The organism is Streptomyces regalis (assembly GCF_001509475.1).
GTDB lineage: Bacteria > Actinomycetota > Actinomycetes > Streptomycetales > Streptomycetaceae > Streptomyces > Streptomyces regalis.
In genome coordinates this window covers 1-26438 of record NZ_LLZG01000414.1, presented here as the reverse complement: position 1 = coordinate 26438, position 26438 = coordinate 1, and the positions used below count along the sequence as shown (strand labels likewise).

Annotated in this window: 26 protein-coding genes and 1 pseudogene; 12 read left to right on the top strand and 15 right to left on the bottom strand. The window is 70.3% G+C overall.

Annotated features, from left to right (window positions below):
* Nucleotides 1–62 precede the first annotated feature (62 nt).
* A complete protein-coding gene (locus ADL12_RS46910) occupies nucleotides 63–1208 on the top strand; it encodes a cation diffusion facilitator family transporter (protein WP_062715102.1) in 1146 nt (381 codons plus the stop codon).
* A gap of 2 nt (nucleotides 1209–1210) precedes the next feature.
* On the opposite strand, the gene ADL12_RS46905 is transcribed toward ADL12_RS46910, so the two are convergent.
* Both ADL12_RS46905 and ADL12_RS46900 read right to left on the bottom strand, forming a co-directional pair.
* Nucleotides 1211–1768, bottom strand: a complete 558-nt coding sequence (locus ADL12_RS46905) for a YbaK/EbsC family protein (protein WP_062715100.1) — start codon at nucleotides 1766–1768, stop codon at nucleotides 1211–1213.
* A gap of 43 nt (nucleotides 1769–1811) precedes the next feature.
* A complete protein-coding gene (locus ADL12_RS46900) occupies nucleotides 1812–2384 on the bottom strand; it encodes a helix-turn-helix domain-containing protein (RefSeq protein ID WP_062715098.1) in 573 nt (190 codons plus the stop codon).
* Between the two features lie 123 nt (nucleotides 2385–2507).
* Here ADL12_RS46900 and ADL12_RS46895 point away from each other — a divergent pair, with 123 nt between their 5' ends.
* The gene (locus tag ADL12_RS46895) at nucleotides 2508–3365 is read left to right on the top strand and encodes a DMT family transporter (RefSeq protein ID WP_062715189.1); all 858 of its coding nucleotides are present in this window, start codon (nucleotides 2508–2510) and stop codon (nucleotides 3363–3365) included.
* Between the two features lies 1 nt (nucleotide 3366).
* Here ADL12_RS46895 and ADL12_RS46890 read toward each other — a convergent pair whose 3' ends face one another.
* Nucleotides 3367–4164, bottom strand: coding sequence for an acyltransferase (locus ADL12_RS46890; RefSeq protein ID WP_062715096.1), 798 nt, complete (start codon nucleotides 4162–4164; stop codon nucleotides 3367–3369).
* A gap of 110 nt (nucleotides 4165–4274) precedes the next feature.
* Between ADL12_RS46890 and ADL12_RS46885 the strand changes: the two genes are divergently transcribed.
* Nucleotides 4275–4802: a gamma carbonic anhydrase family protein gene (locus ADL12_RS46885; protein ID WP_062715187.1), complete on the top strand. Its 528-nt coding sequence runs from the start codon at nucleotides 4275–4277 to the stop codon at nucleotides 4800–4802.
* 88 nt (nucleotides 4803–4890) lie between these two features.
* Here the strand turns inward: ADL12_RS46885 and ADL12_RS46880 are convergent, their stop codons facing one another.
* The 3 genes from ADL12_RS46880 to ADL12_RS46870 all read right to left on the bottom strand — a co-directional run bounded on the left by ADL12_RS46880 (nucleotide 4891) and on the right by ADL12_RS46870 (nucleotide 9166).
* Nucleotides 4891–5538, bottom strand: coding sequence for a DedA family protein (locus ADL12_RS46880; RefSeq protein WP_062715094.1), 648 nt, complete (start codon nucleotides 5536–5538; stop codon nucleotides 4891–4893).
* Between the two features lie 73 nt (nucleotides 5539–5611).
* Nucleotides 5612–7156, bottom strand: a complete 1545-nt coding sequence (locus tag ADL12_RS46875; protein ID WP_062715092.1) for a carboxylesterase/lipase family protein — start codon at nucleotides 7154–7156, stop codon at nucleotides 5612–5614.
* Nucleotides 7157–7357: 201 nt separating this feature from the next.
* On the bottom strand, nucleotides 7358–9166 hold the full coding sequence (locus tag ADL12_RS46870; protein WP_079052667.1) for an RICIN domain-containing protein: 1809 nt from the start codon (nucleotides 9164–9166) through the stop codon (nucleotides 7358–7360).
* 423 nt (nucleotides 9167–9589) lie between these two features.
* On the opposite strand from ADL12_RS46870, the gene galU reads away from it, so the two are divergent.
* Nucleotides 9590–10564, top strand: a complete 975-nt coding sequence (gene galU, locus ADL12_RS46865; protein ID WP_062715090.1) for a UTP--glucose-1-phosphate uridylyltransferase GalU — start codon at nucleotides 9590–9592, stop codon at nucleotides 10562–10564.
* A gap of 99 nt (nucleotides 10565–10663) precedes the next feature.
* On the opposite strand, the gene ADL12_RS46860 is transcribed toward galU, so the two are convergent.
* Nucleotides 10664–11116 carry a DUF4442 domain-containing protein gene (locus ADL12_RS46860; RefSeq protein ID WP_208614770.1) on the bottom strand — a complete coding sequence of 151 codons (453 nt, stop codon included), beginning with the start codon at nucleotides 11114–11116 and terminating at the stop codon, nucleotides 10664–10666.
* A 162-nt stretch (nucleotides 11117–11278) separates the two neighbouring features.
* On the opposite strand from ADL12_RS46860, the gene ADL12_RS46855 reads away from it, so the two are divergent.
* The gene (locus tag ADL12_RS46855; protein WP_244188301.1) at nucleotides 11279–12580 is read left to right on the top strand and encodes an MFS transporter; all 1302 of its coding nucleotides are present in this window, start codon (nucleotides 11279–11281) and stop codon (nucleotides 12578–12580) included.
* On the opposite strand, the gene ADL12_RS46850 is transcribed toward ADL12_RS46855, so the two are convergent.
* From ADL12_RS46850 to ADL12_RS46840, 3 genes are all read right to left on the bottom strand, one after another.
* Nucleotides 12542–13387: a spermidine synthase gene (locus ADL12_RS46850; protein ID WP_062715086.1), complete on the bottom strand. Its 846-nt coding sequence runs from the start codon at nucleotides 13385–13387 to the stop codon at nucleotides 12542–12544. The genes ADL12_RS46855 and ADL12_RS46850 overlap by 39 nt on opposite strands.
* A 121-nt stretch (nucleotides 13388–13508) precedes the next feature.
* Nucleotides 13509–14678: an elongation factor Tu gene (gene tuf, locus ADL12_RS46845; RefSeq protein WP_062715084.1), complete on the bottom strand. Its 1170-nt coding sequence runs from the start codon at nucleotides 14676–14678 to the stop codon at nucleotides 13509–13511.
* 259 nt (nucleotides 14679–14937) lie between these two features.
* Entirely contained in the window at nucleotides 14938–15660 is a 723-nt protein-coding gene (locus ADL12_RS46840) for a DNA alkylation repair protein (protein WP_062715082.1), read from the bottom strand.
* A 49-nt stretch (nucleotides 15661–15709) separates the two neighbouring features.
* Between ADL12_RS46840 and ADL12_RS46835 the strand changes: the two genes are divergently transcribed.
* A complete protein-coding gene (locus tag ADL12_RS46835; RefSeq protein WP_062715080.1) occupies nucleotides 15710–16489 on the top strand; it encodes a TVP38/TMEM64 family protein in 780 nt (259 codons plus the stop codon).
* Between the two features lie 45 nt (nucleotides 16490–16534).
* On the opposite strand, the gene ADL12_RS46830 is transcribed toward ADL12_RS46835, so the two are convergent.
* On the bottom strand, nucleotides 16535–17704 hold the full coding sequence (locus ADL12_RS46830) for a thiolase family protein (RefSeq protein ID WP_062715078.1): 1170 nt from the start codon (nucleotides 17702–17704) through the stop codon (nucleotides 16535–16537).
* 163 nt (nucleotides 17705–17867) lie between these two features.
* Here ADL12_RS46830 and ADL12_RS46825 point away from each other — a divergent pair, with 163 nt between their 5' ends.
* Nucleotides 17868–18338, top strand: a complete 471-nt coding sequence (locus tag ADL12_RS46825; RefSeq protein ID WP_062715076.1) for a winged helix-turn-helix transcriptional regulator — start codon at nucleotides 17868–17870, stop codon at nucleotides 18336–18338.
* Nucleotides 18339–18441: 103 nt separating this feature from the next.
* Here the strand turns inward: ADL12_RS46825 and ADL12_RS46820 are convergent, their stop codons facing one another.
* On the bottom strand, nucleotides 18442–19368 hold the full coding sequence (locus tag ADL12_RS46820) for a DUF6807 domain-containing protein (RefSeq protein ID WP_062715074.1): 927 nt from the start codon (nucleotides 19366–19368) through the stop codon (nucleotides 18442–18444).
* Nucleotides 19365–20585 (bottom strand): Gfo/Idh/MocA family protein, encoded by a 1221-nt coding sequence (locus tag ADL12_RS46815; RefSeq protein ID WP_062715072.1) that lies wholly within the window; start codon nucleotides 20583–20585, stop codon nucleotides 19365–19367. Before ADL12_RS46815 ends, ADL12_RS46820 begins: the two co-directional genes overlap by 4 nt.
* A gap of 261 nt (nucleotides 20586–20846) precedes the next feature.
* Between ADL12_RS46815 and ADL12_RS46810 the strand changes: the two genes are divergently transcribed.
* The 3 genes from ADL12_RS46810 to ADL12_RS46800 all read left to right on the top strand — a co-directional run bounded on the left by ADL12_RS46810 (nucleotide 20847) and on the right by ADL12_RS46800 (nucleotide 23960).
* Nucleotides 20847–21722, top strand: a complete 876-nt coding sequence (locus ADL12_RS46810) for an undecaprenyl-diphosphate phosphatase (RefSeq protein ID WP_062715070.1) — start codon at nucleotides 20847–20849, stop codon at nucleotides 21720–21722.
* 954 nt (nucleotides 21723–22676) lie between these two features.
* Nucleotides 22677–23768 carry an integrase core domain-containing protein gene (locus ADL12_RS46805; RefSeq protein WP_062715068.1) on the top strand — a complete coding sequence of 364 codons (1092 nt, stop codon included), beginning with the start codon at nucleotides 22677–22679 and terminating at the stop codon, nucleotides 23766–23768.
* Between the two features lie 9 nt (nucleotides 23769–23777).
* Entirely contained in the window at nucleotides 23778–23960 is a 183-nt protein-coding gene (locus ADL12_RS46800; protein ID WP_062715066.1) for a cold-shock protein, read from the top strand.
* A 262-nt stretch (nucleotides 23961–24222) separates the two neighbouring features.
* Here the strand turns inward: ADL12_RS46800 and ADL12_RS46795 are convergent, their stop codons facing one another.
* On the bottom strand, nucleotides 24223–24648 hold the full coding sequence (locus ADL12_RS46795) for a hypothetical protein (RefSeq protein WP_062715064.1): 426 nt from the start codon (nucleotides 24646–24648) through the stop codon (nucleotides 24223–24225).
* A 687-nt stretch (nucleotides 24649–25335) separates the two neighbouring features.
* On the opposite strand from ADL12_RS46795, the gene ADL12_RS54750 reads away from it, so the two are divergent.
* Nucleotides 25336–25491 carry a hypothetical protein gene (locus ADL12_RS54750; protein ID WP_159053512.1) on the top strand — a complete coding sequence of 52 codons (156 nt, stop codon included), beginning with the start codon at nucleotides 25336–25338 and terminating at the stop codon, nucleotides 25489–25491.
* Between the two features lie 264 nt (nucleotides 25492–25755).
* Here the strand turns inward: ADL12_RS54750 and ADL12_RS46790 are convergent, their stop codons facing one another.
* Nucleotides 25756–26016, bottom strand: a complete 261-nt coding sequence (locus ADL12_RS46790; protein WP_244188300.1) for a hypothetical protein — start codon at nucleotides 26014–26016, stop codon at nucleotides 25756–25758.
* Nucleotides 26017–26240: 224 nt separating this feature from the next.
* Here ADL12_RS46790 and ADL12_RS46785 point away from each other — a divergent pair.
* Nucleotides 26241–26438, top strand: a pseudogene (locus tag ADL12_RS46785) (ester cyclase); the annotation flags it as partial.

The window sequence follows — 26438 nt, the reverse complement described above, 5'->3', positions numbered from 1 at the left end:
ACGCACATAATGGCGTCGTGGGCTGTCACGCGTCCACTCCCACGCACATGAAGGGGATCGCTGTGAGCGACGGGCACTCTCACAAGCACGACGACCACCACGACGGTCACGGGCACACGCACGAGCACCACGGCCATCACGACCACCACGAGCACCACGAGCACCACGAGCACACACGCGAACACCGGCACGAACGCGCGCACGAGCACCGGCACACCCAATCCCCCCTCCGCCACCGCCTCGCCCACCTCCTCAAACCCCACTCCCACGAGACCGCCGACAAACTCGACTCCGCCCTGGAGTCCTCGGCCCGCGGCATGCGTGCGCTGTGGGTCTCGCTGGCCGTGCTCGGCGTGACGGCGCTGGCCCAGGCGGTGGTGGTGGTCGCCTCCGGTTCGGTGGCGCTGCTCGGCGACACGGTGCACAACACCGCGGACGCGCTGACCGCCGTACCGCTGGGGATCGCCTTCGTACTGGGCCGGCGCGCGGCGACGCGTCGCTTCACCTACGGCTACGGGCGGGCCGAGGACCTCGCGGGCATCGCCATCGTGCTGACGATCGCCGCGTCCGCGGCCTTCGCGGCGTGGACGGCCGTCGACCGCCTCCTCGATCCGCGTCCCGTGGAACAGATCCCGGCCGTGGCCGTGGCCGCGCTCGTCGGGTTCGCGGGCAACGAGTGGGTGGCCCGCTACCGGATCCGGGTCGGCCGCGCGATCGGCTCGGCCGCGCTCGTCGCGGACGGACTGCATGCCCGCACCGACGGATTCACCTCACTGGCCGTCCTGTTGAGCGCGGGCGGCGCGGCGCTGGGGTGGCAACTCGCGGATCCGATCGTGGGGTTGGCGATCACGGCCGCGATCGTCCTGGTGCTGCGGGACGCCGCGCGCGAGGTGTTCCGGCGGGTGATGGACGCCGTGGACCCGGCCCTCGTGGACCGGGCCGAGCGGGCGCTGCGGGAGGTCGCGGGCGTGCGCGAGGTGGGCGAGCTGCGGTTGCGCTGGATCGGGCACCGGCTGCGCGCCGAGGTGGCGGTCGTCGTGGACGGCGAGGCGACGGTACGACAGGCGCACGCCATCGCCGTCGACGCCGAACACGCCCTGCTGCACGCCGTACCCCGGCTCACGGCGGCCCTGGTCCACGCCGACCCGGCACCGGCGCCGGGCGAGGCGGATCCGCATCTGGCCCTCGCGCACCACACCGTGGCCTGAGCTCAGGCGACGCCGAGCCCCTCCAGTACGACCGCCCCCGGCAGCTCGGCGAACGCCTTGCCCGGCACCAGCAGCTTGCCTCGCCGACGCCCGCTGCCGACCAGGACGTACGGCAGGTCGACGACGGCTGAGTCCACCAGCACCGGCCAGCCGTCGGGCAGTCCGATCGGGGTGATGCCGCCGTACTCCATGCCGGTCTCGCCGGTCGCCGTGTCCATCGAGGCGAACGACGCCTTGCGGGCGCCGAGTTGACGGCGTACGACGCCGTTCACGTCGACCCGGGTGGTGGACAGCACGAGGCAGGCGGCCAGCGTCGTCTCGCCGCCGCGCTTGCCCGCGACGACGACGCAGTTCGCGGACTGTTCGAGCAGTTCCTGCCCGTAGTGCTCCACGAAGACGGCGGTGTCGGCCCACTGCGGGTCGGTCTCGACGTAGATGATCTGGTCGGCGGGGACGCTGCCGCTCCAGCGACGGACGGCGTCGGCGACCGGGCGGGTGAGTGCGTCGAGGCAGTCGGGGGCGGGGGTGGCGTTGTCGAAGTGTCCGATGGGTGCGTCCATGTCCGCACGCTAACAGCACCGGGTCGGCCGTCGGCGGGACGGCTCAGCGGACGGGTGGCACCGACACCGCGAGCACCCACTCCGTCGGGACGTCGCCCTGATTGCCGTACGTGTGCGGGGCGTTGGCCTCGAAGGTCGCGCTCGCACCGGCCGGGACGCGGTACTCCGCGCCCTCGACGGTGAGGGTCAGCTCGCCCACCGTGACGTGGACGATCTCGAAGGTGCCGGCGGGGTGCGGGTCCGAGCTGCTGCTCTCCCCCGGCATCAGCCGCCACTCCCACATCTCCAGCGGGCCCGGCGCCTCGGTGCCCGCGAGGAGCCTGCTGTAGCTGCCCGCGTCGGTGTGCCACAGCCGTACCACCTGGTCGGCCGAGACGACGCGCACCTTCGGGCCCTGCTCGTAGTCCAGCAGGGTGGTGATGCTGATCCCGAGGGCGTCGCCGATCTTGATCACCGTGCCGAGGCTCGGGTTGGTCCGTGCCTGCTCGATCTGGATGAGCATGCCGCGGCTGACGCCGGCCCTGGCCGCTAGCACGTCCAGGGTGAAGCCGCGCACCGAGCGCCAGTGCTTGACGTTGCGCGCCAGGGACTGGGTCAGCAGGTCGAGGTCCGCCACATTCCGTCCATTGTTATTCGCCCATCACTTTCCGGAGTCCAATATTCTGGATGACAGGGTTCATTTCACTGCACTACGGTGGGCTGGACCCCATCGCGCACCGAACTGTACTGCGAGGCACCCGTGACAGCACTCTTCGCCCTGGCCACCAGCCTCCTGTGGGGGTTGGCCGACTTCGGCGGCGGACTGCTGACCCGGCGTATCCCGGCACTCACGGTGGTCGTCGTCTCGCAGGCGATCGCCGCGACCGTGCTCGGCGTGATCGTGGTGGCCACCGGCGGCTGGAGCGAGGCCGGTGGCCGGCTGTGGTTCGCGGTCGCCGCCGGTGTGGTGGGCCCGGTCGCCCTGCTCTGCTTCTACAAGGCGCTCGCACTGGGCCCGATGGGCGTGGTCTCCCCGCTCGGCACGGTGGGAGTGGCGGTCCCGGTCGGTGTGGGCCTCTTCGTCGGTGAGCGGCCCGGACTGATGCAGGTCGCGGGGATCGCGGTCGCCGTGCTCGGCGTCGTGCTCGCGGGCGGGCCGCAGCTGCGGGGCGCGCCGGTACAGCGGCAGGCCATCCTGCTCACGCTGGTCGCGGCCTTCGGCTTCGGCACGGTGTTCGCGCTCATCGCGGAGGCGTCGACCACCATCACCGGCCTGTTCCTGGCGCTCTTCGTCCAGCGCGTGGTCAACGTCGCGGCGGGCGGCCTCGCGCTGTACGTCTCCGTGCGGCGGGGCGGCGCCGCCCTCCCGGCCGGCGGCTTCCCCTGGCGCTCGCTGCCGGCGCTCGCCTTCGTCGGCCTCGCCGATGTCGCGGCGAACGGCACCTATGTGGTCGCCGCCCACCACGGCCCGGTCACCGTGGCCGCCGTACTCGCCTCGCTCTACCCGGTGGTGACCGCCCTGGCCGCGCGCGGCATCCTCAGGGAGCGGTTGCGGGCGGTGCAGGCCGCGGGTGCGGGGCTCGCGCTGGTCGGCACGCTGCTGCTGGCGACCGGCTGACTCAGGACTCCGCGTCCACCTGGGCCAGTTGAGCGGCCGCTGCCTCGTCCAACGCCGCCAGTTTCGCCGCCGTCTCCTCGTCCAGCTCGGCCAGCGCCTGCAACTGCTCGGGGGTGACGCCGTCGGGGATCGGCACCGGCGCCGGCGTCCGCAGCGGCGGCTGCCAGCCGTCGTCGGGCGTCCAGCGCCGTACGACACGGGCGGGCGCCCCTGCCACGACGGCATGATCGGGCACCACACCCCGGACCACCGCACCGGCCGCGACCACCACGTTCCGCCCGATCCGCGCGCCGGGCAGGATCACGGCCCCGGTGCCGATCCAGCACCCCGGGCCGATCTCGACCGGCTCCATCCGCGGCCACTGCTTGCCGATGGGCTCGTGCGGATCGTCGTACGAGTGGTTCGTGGACGTGACGTAGACGTACGGCCCGAAGTAGCAGTCGCTGCCGATGGTGACCGTCGTGTCGGCGATGACATGGCTGCCGCGGCCCAGCACGACGCCGTCCCCTATGCGCAGGATCGGCTCGGGGCCGAGGTCGAGGTCGGGCATCAGACCGGCGGTCAGCGTCACCTGCTCGCCGACGATGCAGTGGGAGCCGAGGTGGATCCAGGGCTCACCGAAGACGGTGCCCAGAGGGAAGGCGAGGCGGGTGGCTTCGCCGATCGAACCGAAATGGAAGCGGCCGGGGTTCTCAGCGGTCACCGAGCCCATGCGCTGCGCCCAGGCCCAGCCCGCGTGGACGGCGCGCTGGGTAAGGCTGCGCCGCCAGGACGAGAACGTGTTCTTGCGCTTGAGCACCCGCTCACCGTACTGAGCGTTCGGCGTCCTTATGAGGTCGAGGGCCTGTGATCTTCGCCCCACCGGGTGGCGTACGGTTCGTCTACGACGTCGGCGGCGAGGAGAGGGCAATGACACACAAGGCGCTGGTCATGGGTATCGGGGGCAGGGAACCGAAGATCGACGGGGAGGCGTTCGTGGCGCCGACGTCGTCGGTGATCGGGGACGTGACGCTGGAGGCCGGGGCCAGTGTCTGGTACGGCGCGGTGGTGCGCGGCGACGTCGAGCGGATCTCCGTCGGGGCTCAGTCCAACATCCAGGACAACTGCACGCTGCATGCCGATCCCGGGTTCCCGGTGAGCATCGGGGCGCGGGTGTCGGTCGGGCACAACGCCGTCGTGCACGGGGCGACGGTTGGGGACGACTGTCTCATCGGGATGGGGGCGACTGTGTTGAACGGTGCCGTGATCGGTGCCGGGTCTCTGGTGGCCGCGCAGGCGTTGGTGCCGCAGGGGATGCAGGTGCCGCCCGGGTCGCTGGTGGCGGGGGTGCCGGCGAAGGTGAAGCGGGCGCTGACCGAGGAAGAGCGTCAGGGCGTGACGCTCAACGGCACGATGTACGCAGATTTGGCAAAGGCCCACCGAGAAGCCCACGGGTAGTGCAGCGCCCCAAGGGGCGCGGGGCTGCATTGAATATGCGGCTACCGCCGCGCGGGCGCGACCAGCCCCCACCGGCCCGCAGCCGAAATTACTCGGCAGCGACCACGATCTCCTCGGCCTCCCGCGGAGCGCCCTGCGCCTTCTTGGCCTTGCGCTTGATGATCAGCATCGACGTCAGGCCAATCAGGACCGCTGCCACCAGGCCCAGCCACGAGAAGCGCTTCAGCCAGGACTCGGCGACCACGCCCACGTAGTAGATGACCGCGGTCGTGCCGCCCGCCCAGAGGATGCCGCCGAAGACGTTGGCGATCAGGAACTTCCAGTACGGCATCTGCAGGACGCCCGCGAGGGGGCCGGCGAAGATGCGCAGGAGGGCGACGAAGCGGCCGAAGAAGACGGCCCACATGCCCCACTTCTGGAAGGACCGCTCGGCGGTGGCGATGTGGCCCTCGCTGAAGTGCTTGGGGAATTTCTTGCCCAGCCAGGCCAGCAGCGGTCGGCCACCCTTGCGGCCGATGGCGTAGCCGATGGAGTCGCCGATGATCGCGCCCGCGGTCGCGCAGGCGCCGAGCACGAAGGGGTTGATCTCACCGTGCTGTGAGGCGAGCAGCGCCGAGGAGACCAGGATGATCTCGCCGGGCAGCGGGATGCCCAGGCTCTCCAGACCGATGACCACGCCGACCAGCAGATAGATGGCGAGTGGGGGCACCGTTTCGAGCCATTCCTGGACGTGCAACGCCGCTTCTCCTCGTGTCCTGGACCCTGTGTTCCCGGCGCACGCTCAAACGGTGAGCGTGCGCCGGGGAAGCCTACCTGCTCTGTGTGACGGTCCCGGAGTCCCAGAGGTTGCACTGGTGCTCATGGTGCGTGGTGGTACTCAGCGCGTTCCCGTCGGCGGACGATGTGCGCAGTGTCAGTACCGTCCCCGGCCGGGACGGCATCGCGGGCTGTCCTGTGGCGCGGGGCACTCCGTCCCGGACGAAGGAACCCCAGTACTGGATCATCTGCCGCGCCAGCGTCCGCTGCTCGGCGTTCAGCGGTGACTGCAGGCCGAAGTGCTTGAAGAGGTACTGCACCTCGTTGACGTGGGTGGCGCCGAAGTCGAAGTCCGTGCCGAGGTTGCGCAGGGAGGCGAAGGGCGGGGAGGTGCGGTCGGCGAACTCGTACGCGTAGACCGGGCCGCGTCCGGCGAGCGTGCCGTCGAGGCGGAGCGCCGGGCAGGCGAACAGCTGGTCGCCCTGGGCGGTGGCGTACGCGATGGTCGGGGAGGGGTACGACGACAGGGGGTAGCGCGTGAGCGCCTCGTCGCCGTAGTCCGCCCGCATGACCGCCGGGTACTGGTCGGCGGTGAGCGGGGTGCCGTTCAGGTCGAAACGGCCGAAGGCGAACAGCCGTCCCTCGTCCTGGTTGGCCCCGTTCATGACCGGCACGTCGGCTGCGGCCCCCTGCGCGAACGCCTCCTCCGGCTGCCTCGGCAGGAAGTCGCCGCCGACGACCGGCGCCCAGTCGAAGCCGTTCTGGGCGGCCAGGATCTCGGCGGCCGGCTTGGCGCGCAGGCAGGTCAGGTCGGCACAGCCGAGCTTCTGCGCGAAGGCGGCACCCTGCGCCACGGCAGTCTCGTGCGTACGCGCGCCGCAGTCGTCGTACGCCCCGCTCTGGATGATCCCCGCCCGGAACAGGCCCTTCGCCTTCGGCGAGGCCAGCTGGGTGCAGACCGAGCGGCCGCCCGCCGACTCGCCCGCGATGGTCACGCGCCCGGGGTCACCGCCGAAGCGGCCGATGTTGGCGCGCACCCAGCGCAGCGCGGCCTGCTGGTCGAGCATGCCGAAGTTGCCGGACACCCCGTCGCGCGCCTCGCCGTCGAGGCCTGCCGTGGCGAGGAAGCCCATCGCCCCGAGGCGGTAGTTGATGGTCACGACGACTGTGCCGGTCTGCCGTGCGAAGGCGTCGGGGACGATGTCCTGACCGGCCCCGGCGGTGAGGCCTCCGCCGTGGAACCAGACCAGTACGGCCCGGCGTGCGGCGCCTTCGGGGACGTACACATTGAGGTCGAGACAGTCCTCGGTGTGGCTGGGCTGCTCGTAGCCGGGGTCCCAACTCGCGCCCTGCACACACTTGTTGCCGAAGTCCCCCGCCGTACGCACTCCTTGCCAGGGCCGGACCGGCCGCGGCTGCTTCCAGCGGATCTTTCCGACGGGCGGCTCGGCGTAGGGGATGCCGAGGAACTGCCGTCCCTCGGCGGTGGTTTCGCCTCTCACCCAGCCCGCTTCGGTGCGGACGACAGGGGGGTCGGCGGCCTGCGCGGGTACGGGGGTGATGAGCGCGGCCGCGAGGGCCATCAGCGCGACGGACATACGACGTATCACCGGTCCACCTCCACGTTCGTCCACGGTCGAGGGTCAAGCGGGGGCTGCTGGGTGCGGCGGGAAAACTATGAGCGTCAGTGACTCGTGTCAATGAAGTGAACGAGAAACGGCCGAATGGCGCCGAGAGCCGAAGGAGGGGCCACCCCGGCGGGGTGGCCCCTGGAGTTCCTGGAGCTTGGAGCTCCTTGACTAGTGAAGGGCGGGATCGACCGTCGTCGTAGCCGTGCCGACGACGGCGGACACCGGGGCCGGCGCCTCGGCCGGGAGGGGCACGACGGCATCGACACGGGTGGCGGGCTCGGCTTGCCCGCCGGAATGGGAGCCCGAGTCGGTATCGGAGGCGGAATCGTCCTGGACGTAGCGCGTCTCGTACTGCGGCTCCGGATCCTCCTCCGGCTGGTCGGACTCGTCCCGCGGGGAGTCGGCCTCGGGCGGCTCGGGGGCGTCGGCGTCCGGGGACTCGGGCTCGGGCTCTGCGGGCGTGCCGCCCCCTCCCTTCTCCTCCAGCTTCTTCTCCTCCTCCCCGGGCTCGGCCTTGCGTACGTCCGCGAGGCCACCGTCGAGCAGCCAGCGCTGCGCCTCGGAACCGTCCCGTTCGGTGACGACCACGCTCTTGCCCTTGCCGCACGCGACCGCCAGCCCGTCCGACCGGCGCGGCAGCAGCTCCCCGTGGACGGTGAGGTCGTAGCTCACCTCGCCGGCATGTGCGAGGCAGTTCGCCAGGACGACCGTGCCCGCGCCGGGGTCGGAGTCGAGGCAGAGGGTGGGGACGGCGGCGCTGCGCAGCAGACCGTTGGCCTGGTACGACCACTGCTGGGACGCGGCGGACGAGCACTCCGCCAGCTGGGCTCGAGCACCGCTGCGGACCTCGCCGTCCCGGAGGTCCAGGCACCGGCCGCGGTCGAGGTTGCGGAGCCTGCCCTGGGCGATCGCGACGGGTTCCTCGGCCGAGGCGGCCGACGGTGATCCCCCGGACGAGGGCGAGGGCGGGGACACGGCGCCCGGGCGGACGGTCTGGCCGCTGGGCGCGCCCCAGGTCGCCCCCGGGTCGGGAACGCCGCTCTCCTCGGACCAGCCCTTGACGGTGAGCACGGTGACGAGCAGGGCGAGGGAGGTCACGCCGACGCCCACCGCCACGGCCTTCGCGCGCCCGCGCGACGGGGCGAGAGGCGCCGGGCGGTGCCGTCCGCCGCGGTGCGGGCGGGCACCCGGCGCCGATTCGGAGCCGCCCCGCCCGGGCCGGGAGTCGAGATAGCGCCGGGCGCCCCAGCCGAGCACGGTTTCGGCGAGGAGCACTTCGAGGCCGCCCTCGAAATGGCTGAGCTGCTCTGCGGCATGACGGCAGTAACGGCAGTCCATCAGATGCTGCTGGACATCGGGCAGCAGGGCGCCGCCCCGGCGAATGGGGACGTCGAGGAGACGGTTGTAGTAGCGGCATTCCCGGGTGGGCGCGAGTTCGTGGTGGGCACGGACACAACCCCTGCGGAATTGCTCACGCACCCCCTCCAGTGATGCCGACGCGGTACCCGCGTCCACCCCCAGCAGACCAGCGGGTATGGTTATCGGTTCCGCCTCGACCTCGGTGTGCCAGACGAGACATTGCGAGGCGCCCGAAAGGGCCCGGAATGCACGCTCGGCGATTTGTCGCCTTTCGGGCGTCACGGACCGCGCGGCGCGCAGCCCGCGCCCTCCGGTCGGTTTGCCGAGTTCCGGCAGGAGGGCGGAAATACCGCCATCGGCGGCCCACACCTTCACCAGGTCCCGTACAGCGGCGAGGAGTTGGGGACGCAGCGCGCCGGCAGTCGGCCCGCCGAGCACACGATGGAAGGCCGCGGCGGCCACCATGGAGGCCGAACTTGCCGTGGACGCCAGGCAGATGGAGGCATAGTCGTACGTGGCGCGCCAGTGCCTGGCCATCAGCAGGGCGACGGCGTGGGGGTCCGTCCCGGCCTGTCCCAGGCGCGCGAGGAGATCAGGGTCGGACTCTCCCGGGCTCATCCCGGGTCGTGGGGGGTACGGCGGTCGTGGGGGGTTGGGGGATTGCACTGAACCATTTCCTTCCCAGCCGCAGAACGGCATGCGAAATGCGCGTCCGTCGGAAAAGCAGGTGCCTGATTGGTGCATACCTGATTGGTGCATACCTGGACCACGTCACCTGTGACCGGCTATCGGGTCGCTCACTTTCGCACAAGCGACACGCAGGAAACAAGAAGTTCGAGTGACCGATGTTCAAAAGCGGGGAATTCAGATCAGTTACCGGCGGTATCCGCACCGGCTTTCGAAATCGTTCATCGGGCCGGGCGACGAGTTGTGTGCAGCCAAGGACCACGGGTCCACGGAATCTTCAATTCCACATGTCGCACAGCAAGCTCCGAGGTTTCTCTCGGCGTGCTCTCATCCCCATGTACCAGCATGAATCGCATGATCGTCCCCCACACGACACCCAGCCCTGATTCGGGCGGTACGGCCCGTACCACCCGCGCGGTCCGCAAGGCGGTCGTCCCGGCCGCCGGCCTCGGCACACGGTTCCTGCCCGCGACGAAGGCGACCCCCAAGGAGATGCTGCCGGTTGTCGACAAGCCGGCCATCCAGTACGTCGTCGAGGAGGCCGCGGCGGCCGGGCTCGACGACGTACTGATGATCACCGGTCGGCACAAGCGGGCCATCGAGGACCACTTCGACAACGCCTTCGAGCTGGAGCAGGCGCTCGCCGCCAAGGGCGACAACGTACGGCTGGACGCGGTGCGCGACCCGGCCCGGCTCGCTGACATCCACCACATCCGCCAGGGCGACCCGCTCGGCCTCGGACACGCGGTGCTGTGCGCCCGTCATCACGTCGGCGACCAGCCGTTCGCCGTGCTCCTCGGCGACGACCTCATCGACCCGCGCGAGACCCTGCTCAGCCGGATGCTGGAGGTCCGCGACCGCTACGAGGGCAGCGTGGTCGCCCTCATGGAGGTCCCGCCGGACCAGATCCACCTCTACGGCTGCGCGGCCGTCGAACCGTCCGGCGAGGACGGGGTCGTCCGCGTCACGGGCCTGGTGGAGAAGCCGTCGCGCGAGGACGCCCCGAGCCATTACGCGGTCATCGGCCGTTACGTCCTCGCCCCGGCCGTCTTCGGCATCCTGGAGCGCACCCCGCCCGGCCGCGGCGGCGAGATCCAGCTCACCGACGCGCTCCAGGAACTGGCGACGGGCGGAACGGTCCACGGAGTCGTGTTCGACGGGCTGCGCTACGACACCGGCGACAAGGCGGACTACCTGCGCACGGTGGTTCGGCTGACGTGCGGCCGGGCGGACCTGGGGCCGGAGTTCACGGCCTGGCTGAAGGAGTTCGTGGCAGGGCTGGAGGAGGACGGCGGCGGGCAGGAGAAGCGGAACCCGCTCGCCGCTTGAGCGTTCCCCGGCACGACAAGGCGTACGCGGCACGACAGACACAGGGGCCCCACATGGGGCCCCTTCTTTCTGTCTTACGACCTCTGCCGTACGGCCGGCTCAGCCGTTCGGTCGCAGGGTCCAGACGACGGTCATCTCCCCGGTCACGGCCCCGTCACCGCGCTGGATCTCGATCGCCACGGGGAACTCGGGCCGCTCCCCCGCGTCCAGTTCCGCGACGACCTCGGCGGCCGGGCGACCCAGCGTCGCGGTGGCGGTGACGGCGCCCATGGCGAGCTTCTTGTAGGCGATCTCGGCCCGCACCGCCAGCGGCACGGCACGCGAGAGCTGGTCGCCGAACGCGGCCAGGACGATCGCGCCACTGGCGGACTCGCCGAGCGTGAACATCGCGCCGGCGTGCGGCCCGCCCACGTGGTTGTGGTACTCGCCCTGGTCGGGCAGAGCCACCACGGCCCTCTCCGGCGTGGTCTCCAGGAACTCGAGGTTGAGGGTCCGGGCCATCGGCACGGTGGCGGCGAGCATCTCGCCGATCGACATCTGGTCTGCGCTCATGGCGGCTAGGTTACCCGTGAGTAGGGTTCGGGAACAGGCCTATGTGACGAGCGTCGTATCACTACCGGTCGAGCCGGAGCATCCGCGAGCCGAAGTGGTGCGTCCGGCCAGTGACCTGCAATTCGCTTGGCAGATCGAGGTCCGGACGGCAATAGTCGGCCGGTGACCTCCGTGCTCGAGCTCCTCCGCCGCTCCCGCCGCCCCGCCTGGGCAGGCCGCAATTACAGCCTGCTGACCGCCGCGGCGTTCGTCACCAACCTCGGCAGTCACGGTGCGCTGATCGCCGCGGCGTTCGCGGTGCTGGAGGCGGGTGGCGACGGCGGCGACGTAGGTCTGGTGGCCGCCTCCCGCACCCTGCCCCTGGTGCTCTTCCTGCTGATCGGCGGCGCCGTCGCGGACCGCCTTCCGCGGCACCGGGTGATGGTCGCGGCCAACGCCCTCAACTGCCTCTCCCAGGCCGCCTTCGCGGTGCTCGTCCTCAGCGGGGAAGCGCAGTTGTGGCAGATGATGCTGCTCACCGCCCTCGGCGGCACCGGCCAGGCGTTCTTCAGCCCGGCGGCCGAGGGCATGCTGCTCTCATCGGTCCAGGGGGAGCAGGCGAGCCGGGCGTTCGCTGTGTTCCGGATGGCGATGCAGGGGGCGGCGGTGGGCGGGGCCGCGCTCGGCGGTGCGATGGTGGCCGCGATCGGGCCGGGCTGGGTGCTGGCGGCGGACGCGGCGGCCTTCGCGGTCGCCGGATCCCTGCGGGCCTTCCTCGACGTGCGTCACGTTCCTCAGCGCGCGCCGGGCGGCGGCATGCTCGCCGATCTCCGGGACGGCTGGCGGGAGTTCGCCGGGCGGCCGTGGCTGTGGGGCATCGTCGTCCAGTTCTCCATCGCGAACGCGGTCGTCGGCGCTGCCGACGCGGTCTACGGCCCCCTCGTCGCCCGCGACCACCTGGGCGGGGCCGGTCCGTGGGGCCTGGCCCTGGGCTTCTTCGGGGCGGGCACGGTCGTCGGCGCCCTGCTCATGACCCGCTGGAAGCCACGCCGCCTCCTCCTCGCCGGCACCCTGTGCGTCTTCCCGCTCGCCCTGCCCTCCGCCGCCCTCGCCGTACCGGTCCCCCTCGCCGTTCTGTGCGCGGTGATGTTCCTGACCGGCGTCACGCTGGAGGTGTTCGGCGTCTCCTGGATGACCGCACTCCATCAGGAGATACCGGAGGAGAAGCTGTCCCGGGTCGCCGCGTACGACTGGTTCGGCTCGGTCGCCCTGGTCCCGCTGGCGACAGCCCTGGCCGGCCCGGCGGAGGGGGCCTTCGGGCGCACCTCGGCGCTGTGGGGCTGCGCCGCGCTGGTCGTGGTGGTCACGGCGGCGGTGCTGTGCGTGCCGGACGTACGGAACCTACGGCGTCGTACCAAACAGGTGACCGCCGGAACCCGACGCGACTCAGCCGATGCTGAAAGCCCCGTCGGGGGGCTCGGGTGACGCTACGGCGTCCTCGTCCCGCACCGGCTGCGCTCCGCCGATGAACTGCCGCAGGGCGAGCCCGTGTTCGACGCGGGCCGGAAAGGCGTCGGAGGCGGTGAGCCGGGCCAGAGCGGCCGTGTCGACGGGCTGGTGCGCGGCGACGAGCACCGCGTTGCCGAAGCGCCGCCCGCGCAGCACGCCCGGCTCGGCGATCAGCACCAGCTCCTCGAACAGCGTGGCGTAGGTGGCGAGTTGGGAGCGCAGGAAGGCGAAGGGCGCGGCATCGGCGAGGTTGGCCAGGTAGACGCCGCCGGCCCGGAGCACCCGCTCGGCCTCACGGACGTACGCGATCGACGTCAGATGCGCCGGAACCCGCGAGCCCCCGAAGACATCGGCGACGATCACGTCGGCCGAGTCCGCGGGGGCCGCCTCCAGCCAGGCCCGGGCGTCGGCGGAGTGCAGGAAGATCCCCGACCCGTCCGGCACCGGAAGATGCTCCACGACCAGCTCCATCAGCCCCCGGTCGGCCTCCACGACGTCCTGCCGGGACCCCGCCCGGGTCGCGGCCAGATACCGGGGCAGCGTGAGCGCCCCGCCCCCGAGATGCAGCACGTCCAGCACCCGCCCCGCCTCCGCGACGGTGTCCAGCACATGCCCGAGCCGCCGCGCGTACTCGAACTCCAGATGTGTCGGCTCGTCGAGATCGACGTATGACTGAGGCGCCCCGTCGACGGTGAGCAACCAGGCCCGCTTCCGATCGACGTCGGGCATCAGCTTGGCGGTGCCGTAGTCGACGGCGCGGGTGACGGGTATGGCGTCGTTCACCTTCCCATTGTGCCTGGGTCAAGCGCCCCAAAGGGGCGTGGGGCTGTGTCCATATGCGGCTCCGCCGCGTGGGCGCGACCAGCCACGACGGCCGCGCAGTCCCCCACGAACCGCACCACCTTCACACGACGGCAGTCACGGTCCCCGCCCCGACGGTCCTGCCACCCTCACGGATGGCAAAGCCGAGGCCCGGCTCCAGAGGCACCTCACGCCCCAGCTCAACAGTCATCGTGACCGTCTCCCCGGGCCGCGCCACAGCCACCTCACCGAGGTCGATGTCACCCACCACATCCGCCGTGCGGATGTAGAACTGCGGCCGATACCCGGTGGCGACCGCCGTCGTACGACCGCCCTCACGTGCGGACAGCACATACACCTGCGCGGTGAAGTGGCGACTCGGCTCCACACTGCCCGGCGCCGCGACAACATGCCCGCGCCGGACGGCGTCCCGAGGAACCCCCCGCAGCAGCAACGCCACGTTGTCCCCGGCCTGCGCCTCGTCCATCGGCTTGCCGAAGGTCTCCAGGCCGGTGACCACGCTCTCCAGCCCGGCTCCGAGCACTTCGACCCGGTCACCCACCCGCACGGTGCCCCGCTCGACGGCCCCGGTCACCACGGTCCCCCGCCCGGTGATGGTGAGCACGTTCTCGACCGGCAACAGGAACGGCGCGTCCACATACCGCTCCGGCATCGGAACGTACGTGTCCACCGCGTCGAGCAGCGCCTCGATCGACGCCGTCCACTTCGGGTCCCCTTCCAGCGCCTTCAGCCCCGAGACCCGTACGACGGGTGCGGCGTCGCCCCCGTAGCCGTGCTCGGTGAGCAGGTCACGGACCTCCAGCTCGACGAGGTCGATGAGCTCCTCGTCGCCCGCGTCGGCCTTGTTGAGGGCGACGACGATGTGGTCGACGCCCACCTGCCGGGCGAGCAACACGTGTTCGGCGGTCTGCGGCATGATCCCGTCGAGCGCGGAGACGACGAGGATCGCCCCGTCGAGCTGCGCGGCGCCGGTGACCATGTTCTTGACGTAGTCGGCGTGGCCCGGCATGTCGACGTGCGCGTAGTGCCGGGTGTCGGTCTCGTACTCGACGTGCGCGATGTTGATGGTGATGCCGCGCGCGGCCTCCTCCGGCGCCCGGTCGATGCGGTCGAACGGCACGAACGTGCCGGACCCGCGCTCGGCGAGGACCTTGGTGATGGCGGCGGTCAATGTGGTCTTGCCGTGGTCGACATGACCCATCGTGCCGATGTTCAGATGCGGTTTGGTGCGCACGTATGCCGTCTTGGACATGGCTGTACCTCGAAGTCTCTGCGTAGGAGAGGGGACCCCAAGGACTCGCCGACCCTCCCCCTGCGGGGTCCGCCGGTCGATCCGGGGAGGGTCAGCTTCGGGCGCCGTCGACAGCGGCCAGGAAGACGGAGACGGCAGCCTTCGGAGCATCCGCGACTGCGGATGCTGCGAGGACGAAGGCGTACCGGAACATGAGGTCGATCATCGTCGACGCCGTGCCCGACGTCGAATGGTTTTTCGCGGATGGGGAGTTCGCGGCCTACGCCCCGATGTTCTTCAGCGCCTCCCGCATCGACAGCGGCGCGAACCGCCCCCGCTCCCGCGCCAGAAAGGCCCGTACGGCCTCCGGGTCGGTCTTGGCGTACTCGCGCAGGCACCAGCCGATCGCCTTGCGGATGAAGAAGTCGGGGTGCCCGGACTGCCGCAGGCAGTAGGCGAAGAGGCGTTGGGTGTCGGTGCGTTCCTTGTAGCGCAGTTGGTGGAGCAGGGCCGTGCGGGCGACCCACAGGTCGTCGTCGACGATCCAGGCGTCCATGTCCGCCGTGAGCAACGGATCGGCCGCGACGAGCCCGCCGACGACGTGCGCGGCGAGCGCGTCGACGGTGTCCCACCAGGAGACGGTGGTGACGAGGTGCCGGGCCACCGGCAGGAAGCCGGAGGAGCAGCGCCCCACGTGGCGGCGCAGATAGTCGACGGCGAAGTAGTGGTACTCGCGCTCGGGCAGCCGCCAGCAGCGCAGCGCGACGGCGGTGCAGTCGGTCTCGTCGGGGCGCGGTGTGCCCTCGAGGACGGTGCGGGACAGGGCGCGGCGCTCGGGTGTGGGGATGCCGAGGAACGGGGCCACGTCCTTCAGGTACGCCTGGGCGGTGGCGGCCCGCTTCGGATCCGCCGCGGCGGCGTACGCGGCGGTGAGCCGCGCCAGGACCGTGTCGGCGAGAACGCTGCGGGGAACTTCCAACGTTCCCGCACCTGTGACGCGCATGAGACGAACCATACGGCGATCACACATCTTTGTCGGTTACTGTCGCCGAATGCTCGATGCCACCGCCCGCTCCGGGGGCACCGCAACGGCCCCTCCTCGGGCCGCCGCTACGGAGCTCACCGTCCCCGCGTCCCTGCCGGCGCCCGTTCCGGCAGGCTTCGCCACGCGCTGCTCGAGAGCGCTGCTCTCGCCGTGGTCGCGGCTGTCCCTGCTCGTGGTGCTGCTCGCGGCGGCCGCGTCGTCCGTGCTGCTCTTCGAACCGCACAAGCTCCTGGCGAACGGCTGGCCGCCACACGTCGAGGGCGGGGCCGCGGTGGTGCTGTTCGCCGTGGCGTACGGGCTGGTCACGGTGGCATTCGTGCCGCGGCCGCTGCTGAACCTCGCGGCGGGCGCGCTCTTCGGTTCCGAGTGGGGCATCGGCGCCTCCCTGGCGGGCACGGTGTTGGGTGCCGGCGTCGCCTTCGGGCTGGGTCGGCTGCTCGGCCAGGACGCGCTGCGCCCGTTGCTGCGGGGCCGGTGGCTGCAGGCCGCGGACGGCCAGTTCAGCCGGCACGGTTTCCGCTCGATGCTGGCGGTACGGCTGTTCCCCGGGGTGCCGTTCTGGGCCGCGAACTACACCGCCGCCGTCTCCCGCATGGGCTACGTCCCGTTCCTGCTCGCGACGGCGCTGGGATCGATCCCCAACACCGCCGCGTACGTCGTCGCCGGCGCCCGCGCCTCCGCGCCGACCTCGCCGGCCTTTCTGATCGCGCTGGCCTGCATCGCCGTGCCGGCGCTGGCGGGCGTGGTGGTGGCCTGGCGCAAGCGCCACCACCTGCGGGGCCGCTGAACCGTAACGCCGCCTTCCTGACCGGCTACGGCTGACGGCTACCGGCTACACCGTCTCAAGGATCATCGCGTTGGCGAGGCCGCCCGCCTCGCACATCGTCTGCAGGGCGTACCGCGCGCCGCGCTCGCGCATCGCGTGGACCAGGGTCGTCGTCAGACGGGTTCCGCTCGCGCCGAGCGGGTGGCCGATCGCGATCGCACCGCCGTGCACGTTGACCTTGGCGAGGTCGGCGCCGGTCTCCTGCTGCCAGGCCAGGACCACGCTGGAGAAGGCCTCGTTGATCTCGAACAGGTCGATGTCGTCGAGGCTCAGCTGCGCCCTGCGCAGCACCTTCTCGGTCGCCGGGATGACTCCCGTGAGCATCAGCAGAGGGTCGGAGCCGGTGACGGCGAAGCTGTGCAGCCGGGCCAGGGGGCGAAGGCCCAGTCGGGCCGCGGTCTCACTGGACGTGATCAGCACCGCGGAGGCGCCGTCGTTGATGGGGCTGGCATTGCCCGCGGTGACGTTCCACTCGATCTGCGGGAAGCGCTCGGTGAAGGCCGGGTCGTAGTAGGCGGGCTTGAGGCCGGCGAGGATCTCGGGGGTGCTGCCGGGTCGGACACACTCGTCGCGCGAGACGCCCTCCAGGGGCGCGACCTCGGCGTCGAAGCGGCCCTTGTCCCAGGCCTCGGCCGCCTTCCGGTGCGAGGAGACGGCGAACGCGTCCATCTGCTCGCGGGTGATCGACCACTTGGCGGCGATGAGCTCGGCACTGATGCCCTGCGGGACGAGGCCCTCCGGGTAGCGCTCGGCGATGCCGGGGCCGAAGGGGTCCTTGCCGGGCGGCACGTTCGACCACATCGGCACCCGGCTCATGGACTCGACGCCGCAGGCGACGACCAGGTCGTACGCGCCCGAGATGACGCCCTGGGCGGCGAAGTGCACGGCCTGCTGGGAGGAGCCGCACTGGCGGTCCACGGTGGTCGCCGGGACCGTCTCAGGGAAGCCGGCCGACAGGGCGGCGTAGCGGGTGGTGTTCATGGCCTGTTCGCCGACCTGGTCGACGGTGCCGCCGATGACGTCGTCGATGAGCGCCGGGTCGATGCCGGAGCGCTCGACGAGGGTGCGCAGGGTGTGGGCGAGGAGTTCTACAGGGTGGACGTGCGCGAGGGCGCCGTTCGGCTTGCCCTTGCCTATCGGGGTGCGTACGGCTTCGACGATGACTGCGTCACGCATGCTGCGGGCCTCCTTGGCCGCCGGGGCGATGACCGGAGCGCGACCCGTGGGAGGGCCGATGCGATTACCGGTGAGTAGGAAATCCAAACTCACCATAGCCCTGCGGGTTGGAAAATCAAACCCATTCAGTTGGAAAGTCGAACCCTCACCTAGACTGAGCGCCATGGCCGCCACCAAAGACCCGCGCCCCTGCTCCATCGCCGACACCCTGGCGCTCGTCGGCGAGAAGTACTCCCTGCTCGTCCTGCGCGAGGTGTGCCTCGGCAACGGCCGCTTCGACCAGCTCGTGCGCAACATCGGCGCCCCGCGCGACATCCTGGCCACCCGGCTGCGCCGCCTCGTCGACGCCGGTGTCCTGACCAAGCGCGCCTACAGTGAGCGCCCGCAGCGGTTCGAGTACCGCCCCACGCAGGCCGGGCTCGAACTGGAACCGGTCCTGATGACCCTCATGGCGTGGGGCGACCGTCATCTCCGCAAGGACGACGACCGCCCCATGGTGATCGAGCACGCCTGCGGCAACGAACTGGTCCCGGTCGTCACCTGTCAGGCGTGCGGCGGCCCGGTGCACCACGAGGACCTCACAGCCCATCCCCAGGTGCCCGGGTGGACGGTGGCGGGGCCTTCAGCCGCGTAGGTCGCGCGGAGTCACGCGGAGTCACGCGGAGTCACGCGGAGTCACGCGGAGTCACGCGGAGTCACGCGGAGTCACGCGGATGCATCCATGAGCTCCCTGATGCTCACCAGGGATGCGACTCCAGGTACTTGGCGATCTCCTCGCGCTCCCACGCCCCGTCGGCCACGACGACCCGGTAGCGGCGGGTGAGAGTGTCACCGGGGGCGAGCTCCAGCTCGTCGTGGAACGCCCAGGACGGGGCCACGCCCGCGAAGGGCTCGTTGCGTACGAACCAGTGGGCGGGGTGGGCGCCTCGCTCGCCGGCGTGGTCGTTCTCGGGGGCGTGCGCGAAGACGAGGGTCGCGTGGCCGTCGGTGCCGTCGTGCTCGCCGGAGTAGGCCAGCCAGGGCGCCTGTTCGCCCATCAGGCCGGGGCCCTCGGCGTCCGGGGCGGTGATCCGGCCGCCCTGGAAGGCGCGCGGACCGCGCCAGAACAGGCCCGTGTAACCGGCCATTTCACGCCCGGCGGTGGTGGGGCTGCCGAACCGCAGCGGCTCGTCGCGCCGGTTCGTCACGGCGCTCGCCCAGGTCAGGGCCCACGCCCCCGCCTCCGGCTCGATGTCGTGCACCTCGACCCGGCGCTGCTCGTCGGCCCACAGCTCACCGCTGTGGGGATGCCAGGTCAGCCGCTCGGCGATGACAACACGGTCACCGTCCGCGCAGACCTCGTCGAACCCGGCGTGCGCCATCGACCCGACGCGCTCGGACAGCTCGAGATATCCCTGCCCGTGGACGTAGGTGTTGCCGCCCCACAAGTTCGCTCCCGAAAGGTGCGAGGCCGTGAGCGACAGGCCCTTGTGCCAGCGGTGGTCGTTGGGCCGGTAGTCGGTGACGACGTCACCGGCGAGGGTCCGCAGCGGGTGGACGTAGGGCTTCGGGGCCTCCCAGGCGGCCTCCGGCCCGTAGACGTAGGTGAGCAGTTCGACGCCGGTGACCGACTCGGTCACCGTGATGCGGTCGCCGTGCGCATGGACGACACGCAGCCCGGTCACGCGGCGACCTCCCCGCCCGCAGCGGCCTTCTCACCGGAGGCGACCCGCTCCCCCGCGACGGGGGCCCAGCCGGGCGCACCCCCGTGCATCGCCGTATAGAAGGGGTCGCCGGGGCCGATCTCCCCCGCCTTCACCGTCGTGTCCGTGAACGCGGACTTGTACAGCGCGGCGATCAGCTCCAGGCTCGTACGCCCGTCCGCGCCACTGCTGCGCGGCCGCTCTCCGGCACGCATGCTCGCGACCAGTTCCCGCAGCTGCTCCAGATGCGAACTGGGCACGTCCGCGCCGAAGTCCTGCCACGCCGCGGCCTCGGCGTCCGGCACGCCCCGGGCCGGGGTGATGGCCCAGTTGTCGTTGCGGTGGCCGTACAGGTGGGTGAGTTCGACGGTGGCACGCTCGCAGTCGATGCGAATGCGGCTGACCTCGTCGGGGCTCAGCACGCTGTTCACGACGGTCGCCATCGCGCCGTTCGCGAAACGTACGAGCGCGGTCGAGACGTCCTCCGTCTCCACGTCGTGCACCAGACGCCCGGCCATGGCCCGCACCTCGCTCCACGGCCCGAGCAGGTCGAGCAGCAGATCCATCTGATGGATCCCGTGCCCCATCGCGGGACCGCCGCCCTCGGTCTGCCAGCGGCCGCGCCAGGGCACGGCGTAGTAGGCGGTGTCGCGGTACCAGGTGGTCTGGCAGTGCGCGACGAGCGGCCGGCCCATGGCCTGCTCGGCGAGCAGCCGTCGTACGTGCCGGGTGCCCGAGCCGAAGCGGTGCTGGAAGACGATCGAGGCGAACGGGCCGCCGTCCTTGCCCTCCTCCGCCTCGACGGCGTCGAAGTCGACGAGGCTCGGCACCGGCGGCTTCTCGCACCACACCCAGGCACCGGCGCGCAGCGCCGCGACGGTCTGGTCGCGGTGCAGGGTCGGCGGCGTGCCGATGATGACCAGGTCGGGCCGCTGCTCCTGGAGCATCAGGTCCAGATCCGTGTAGGCACGGGGCGCCCCAGCCCCAGCCGCAGTCGCGGTCGCGGTCGCGGTCGCGGTCACGCAGAAGTCCTCGGCCGACTCCGCGGCGATGTCGACGGCGGCCACGATCTCCGTCTCGCCCTCCTCGGCGAGCCTGGCGAGCGCGGGCAGGTGGGAGTCCCGTGCGATGGCGCCGGTGCCGATCACGGCGACCCTGATGCGGCGGCCGGTGAGCAGGGTGGTCTCGGATGTAGCCATGGACGTGATCGGACTCCTCCGGGACGCGGGCACCTGCAAACGAGGACAGCAAGCGCTTTCAGTTCGCAGCAACGTAAGCGGCGACGCCTCTGCAGGTCAACACCGGTATGGCTGGGTCGGCGAGCCGGCCGCCGAGCCCCCTGTGCCGGAGCTGTCATCGCGGGACGCTACGCTGCCCCTCGACACTCGCGATCTCTGCGCCGCCGACGCGGTGTCCCCCGTCATCCCTTGCCACGATCAGCACTTGGACTCCGTAACTTCATGTCTTGGTTTGAATCGCTCATCCTCGGACTCGTCCAGGGGCTGACCGAGTTCCTCCCCGTGTCCTCCAGCGCGCACTTGCGGCTGACCGCGGCGTTCTCGGGCTGGGAGGACCCCGGTGCGGCCTTCACGGCGATCACCCAGATCGGCACGGAGGCAGCGGTGCTGATCTACTTCCGCAAGGACATCGGGCGGATCATCTCGGCGTGGGCGCGGTCGCTGACCAACAAGGAGATGCGGCAGGATCACGACGCGCAGATGGGCTGGCTGGTGATCGTCGGCTCGATCCCGATCGGCGTGCTCGGCCTCACGCTCAAGGACCAGATCGAGGGTCCCTTCCGCGACCTGCGCATCACGGCGACGATGCTGATCGTCGTCGGCATCGTCATCGGCGTCGCCGACCGGCTGGCCGCACGCGACGAGTCGGGCGGCCGGCACCGCGCCGCCAAGCAGCGCAAGGGCCTCGAGGACCTGGGCGTGAAGGACGGCCTGATCTTCGGCCTGTGCCAGTCCGCGGCGCTCATCCCCGGAGTCTCCCGCTCCGGCGCCACCATCAGCGGCGGCCTCTTCATGGGCTACACCCGCGAGTCGGCGGCCCGCTACTCCTTCCTCCTCGCGATCCCGGCCGTCCTCGCCTCCGGCCTCTTCGAGCTCAAGGACGCGATGGAGAGCGGCCACGTCTCCTGGGGCCCGACGATCTTCGCGACGGTGATCGCCTTCGCGTCCGGTTATGCAGTGATCGCGTGGTTCATGAAGTTCATTTCAACCAAGAGTTTCATGCCATTCGTCTGGTACCGCATCGCGCTCGGCATCGTCATCATTGTGCTGGTCAGCGCAGGTGTGCTGTCTCCTCACGCGGCCGAATCCGGGGGCTGAACCAGGGCCGCACAGGTAGCGCTATCTAGCATTTCCTAGCGCCTGATTGCAGCACCACGCCATGATCATCTCCCACTTGTCTCCCACTCATCTCCCACCGGGGAGGCGGGATACGCCCCACTAGGACGAGTGCGTCCGCAAAGTAGGGGATGACACGGAAGGGCCCGCACGGCTTGCCGTGCGGGCCGTCGGTGTGCGGCTCGTGCACGTTCCGGCAACCCGTCACGTGGCGCGTGAGGGGCCCGGAGACGTGGGCGTGGTCGTAGCGGTAGCCGTCGCCGGTACGCCCCACCCAGGAACACTCCAGGGCGTCCGGGGCCAGAAGGCGGAAGGCGTCCCGGTACCCGGCCGTGGCGAGCCCGGTACAGAACCCGTACCCCCAGGCCTGGAAGGTCCGGTATCTCGGGACGTGGGTGGGCTCCAGGATGTTGAAGCCCCCGAGGACCAGGCGGTGGCCAGCCTTCCCGGTGGGGAGCGCGGCGGCCAGGCCCCCAGGAACGTGCGCTTCCTGGTGACCTTCGCCTCCGTCCGGTCGCGGGACGGTACACGTACACCCCGACGACCTCCAAGGGCCCCGTGTCGGTCTCCACGGTCACGGTGGCCACCCGGTGCGGGAGGTAGTCCACCGGCACCCGGGAGCGGGCTCGTGGCGAGGCGGGACACGATCATCACGCCCCGCTCCCGGGTGCCGTGCGGCGGCCGGGGACGTCCTCGTACGGCTCCGCGACGAGGAGAAAGTTCCGATCGTCGTCTACTCGACCTCCGGGGAGTGGGCCGCGCTCCAGGCCCTCGGCACGGCCGGAATGGTCGAGTACCTGGCGAGTCCGCGCCGAGCTGTGCGGGTGCCGAGAAATCATCCGCCCAGGTCGCGGCCTTGACCGCCGATCTCTGGCCGTGCCCCAGCCCACCCAGTCTCTTCACGTGCACAGGCGCGTACACCATCATGATTCTTTCGTGCTGCTGCGCTTGACCTATCTCGCCGCGACCAACACCCTGGCACTCCTGCGCCTTCTGCCGATGAGCGACCGCGACAAGGACATCGAGATCCTGGCGCTGCGCCACCAGCTGCTGGTCCTGCAGCGTCAGGTCGGCAAACCCACGTTCACCGCCGCCGACCGCGCCGTCCTCGTCGGCCTGCTCCACCACCTCCCGATGGACAAGCTGCGGCACCTCTTGCTGCTGGTACGTCCAGACACCATCCTGCGATGGCACCGTGACCTTCTCAAGCGACGCCATGCTGCGGCCTGCGTGCCCAAGCGCCGCGGCCGCCCGCCCACCGTCCGCTCGATCCGCACCCTCGTCCTGCGCCTCGCCCGGGAGAATCCCTCATGGGGATATCGCCGGATCCACGGCGAACTCGCGGCTCTCGGCGTCAAGGTCGCCGCCTCCACCGTCTGGGAGATCCTCCGCGCGCACGGCATCCTGCCCGCACCCGAACGACAGAACACGACCTGGGCCGACTTCCTCCGCAGCCAGGCCGACGCACTGCTCGCCTGCGATCTCTTTGAGACCCGCACCTTGACCGGCGCGCGCCTGTACGTCTTCGCGGTCATCGAGCACGCCACGAGACGCATCCGGATCCTGGGCGCCACGGCACATCCGACCGCGCAGTGGATCGTCCAGCTCGGACGCAACCTCCTCATGGACCTCGAGGACGCGGGCAGCAAGGCCAAGTTCCTCATCCGCGACCGCGACTCAAAGTTCACGGCCGCCTTCGACGACCTGCTCGCCGACGCAGGACTGAAGGTCGTCACCACCGGCATCCGGATACCCCGAATGAACTCGCTCACGGAGCGGTGGATACAGACCTGCCGCAGAGAGCTCCTCGACCGCACCTTGATCTGGAACCGGAGCCACCTGCTCCACGCACTCCGGGTGTTCGAGGCCCATTACAACCAGCACCGGCCGCACCGAACGCTGAAGCAAGCCGCTCCGCTCCGCCCGCTACCCGAACCGATCAGCGTGCCAGAGACGAGCAGGCACCTGGAGGTGCGCCGACGGGACCGGCTGGGTGGAACCCTACGTGAGTACGAACATGCGGCTTGACCAGGCTGGATGATTAATCGGCACCCGCAGTTCGGGTTCATCGAGCAGGAGGGCGGCGGTCCCGACGTCTTCGCCCACTACTCCAACATCGCCGCCCAGGGTTACCGCGAGTTGCATGAGGGCCAGAAGGTCGAGTTCGACGTCACCCAGGGCCAGAAGGGCCCCCAGGCTGAGAACATCCGCCCCGTCTGATCCCGCCGCTGTGGCAAGGCCCGGCATCCCGGCTTCGGGATGCCGGGCCTTGCCGTCTGCCGTAGCCGTCAGCAGGGCCGAGCGAGTCGATGGCCTGGCAAGCACGACGAGCCATCGACGGGAACACGGCGGAACGCGACGGTCCAGTGGATGCGCGGCGCCCCCCATTACCGTCTTCGTAGCCCCGCAACGGGGGTTGCCGGCCTTCGGAGTTGGCATGGCTACCTCCCCTTGTCGAGTACCTGCTGTGAGCGCTGTGGGTCTACTCCGACTCCTGGTAATACCGAGGAAGATCACCCTGCCCCATCACGCGGTAGCCCTGCCCATGGTTGTCCAATGTCTCACTGCCGTGTTCCCCGTCGGACACCCACTCAACTTCCACCGTGAAGCGGACATCTCGTTGCCCCGGATGGAGTAGGAGGACTACCTGTGCCGGATCGCTGCCCGAAACCTTGTACGGGAAGCCCCTGTCCTCAACCTCGTACGGGAGGTCCCTGTCCTTGCCGTTCTGGGAGGCCAGCGTTTGCACTGATCGCGTGAAGTCCACGTCGAAGATGTGGGTGGGTACTTGGGGCCCTCCGTTCAACTGTGCGTCTATGACAAGCCCGGAGTTCGGGAGCGACCGCCTGGACAGGACCCGGATCTTCACTCCGGTGACGACGATGGCCTGCGACGTCTTTGTCTGCAACGTCAGCGGTAGTTCGGGGGGGGTAATTGTCCTTGGTGGCGACGGGTACTCCTTCTTTGGCCGCCGATTCGTAATTCTTCTTTACGGCATCGACCGGCAAGTCGGTGTACGAGGAGAAGCTGGAAACCCCCGGGGTGTACACCGTCGACTCAGGTGGCCCAGTGACCTGATCCCACACCCAACCCCACCCCCCTTGGATGATCCAGAGGGCTAGGGCGCCAACGAGCGGCAGGGTGACGTACGTTACCCAGTTCGCCCTGTTGCGAAGTGGCGAAGGAGGCCGAGGCGTCGAAGGTGCTTGATCAGGGGTCGACAGCACTGACGGTGCCACTGTCGAGCCCTGCGCGCCACGAGGCGTCTGCTGCTCTGCTGCCCCGTCCCCCTGCGGCGTCGAGGCATCCGATTCTGCAGTCACAGCAGCCACCCCCAGCTATCTGAACGCCTGTCTCCTTGATTGTTTCAAGGGGTTCTTACCTCCCATGCCGCTTCACGCCATTCCACACGTCTCTTGGATAGTTGGAGGGTTTGTGACCGCTAGACGCCCACTAGATACCGCGTGTTGATCGAGTGAGACACCACCCTCAACACGGACTTCCTCAGCCGCCACCCTCGCCATCAGCCCACGCGACATCGACCAGTCCAAGGTCCATCGCCACCCCCGGCTCCACATGCCTGCCGAAAGCGACCGTGCACCCGTGGCCGACGAAAGCGTCGGCGGTCATCGAGCACGAGCACACCGATCTCCACTGCGGCCACCCCCACCTCGCCGGCACCACCCCCAGTCCGGCGGGCTGGCGCCACAGCCACCGCTACCTCACCGACGCACTGCACGCACACCAGTAGCCCCGGTAAGGCGTGCAGCCAAGTTCAAGAGCACACGACAAGTGATGGGGTGCATGCTCACCTCTCGGCGCGGCAGACGTCGCACATCACAGCTGCCGGACGAGCCAGAGAGCGGCGACATACATCGCCGCCATCGAAGCCAGCACGAGGACGGCGGCGCAGAGGATGCGGAGGCCAGAACTCACACAATCCGTTTTCCCGCGATTCCCGTCGCTGAAGCGACCCGCTCGCCACGGACCATGATCTTTCATCCCGTGGCAGTGGTCAGATACGCGCGATCAGCGCGTGCCGCTCGTCAGCGACCGAGCCGCCCCACAGGTCGTCGTCGCCGCTGAGCGGTTCGATGCGCAGGTCTGCGGCGACGGGGCGGACGGCGCGTGCAAGATCGTCGGTGGGGACGCCTCCGTGCCAGGGCAGGGACTCGGCGCCGTCCACGTACGGCACTCCGCTCTGTCCTGCCTCACGCCATCGCCCCTCGACCAGGAGGAGCGTGCCGCCCGGGCGGAGCCGGGTGACCCAGGCCACAGCGCCGCCTCCGGGTCGGGCAGCGTCGACACCAGGTGCCAACTCCGCTACCCCGAAACCGGCGGCTGGTCTGCCGTCCAGAACGGCGCGGGCTCCGCAATAGCAGATGTCGGCCCCGATGACTCAGCAGTTGGAGCGACAGAAGGAGCAAGGGCAGCAGCCCCGTTATAGCCTGAAATCGCCCAATTCATTCATGCGCGTCGCTGATCGCACGGGAGGGGCTCATGACTTTCGTCCAGCTCATCGACTGCAAGACCAGCAACGTCGACCAGCTCAACCGGCTGATGGACAACTGGGTCGAGGCGACCCAGGGCAAGCGGACCGCCACGCACTCGATCGTCGGGCAGGACCGCTCGGACTCCACCCATGTCGTCGAGATCGTGGAGTTCCCGTCCTACGAAGAGGCCATGAAGAACTCCAAC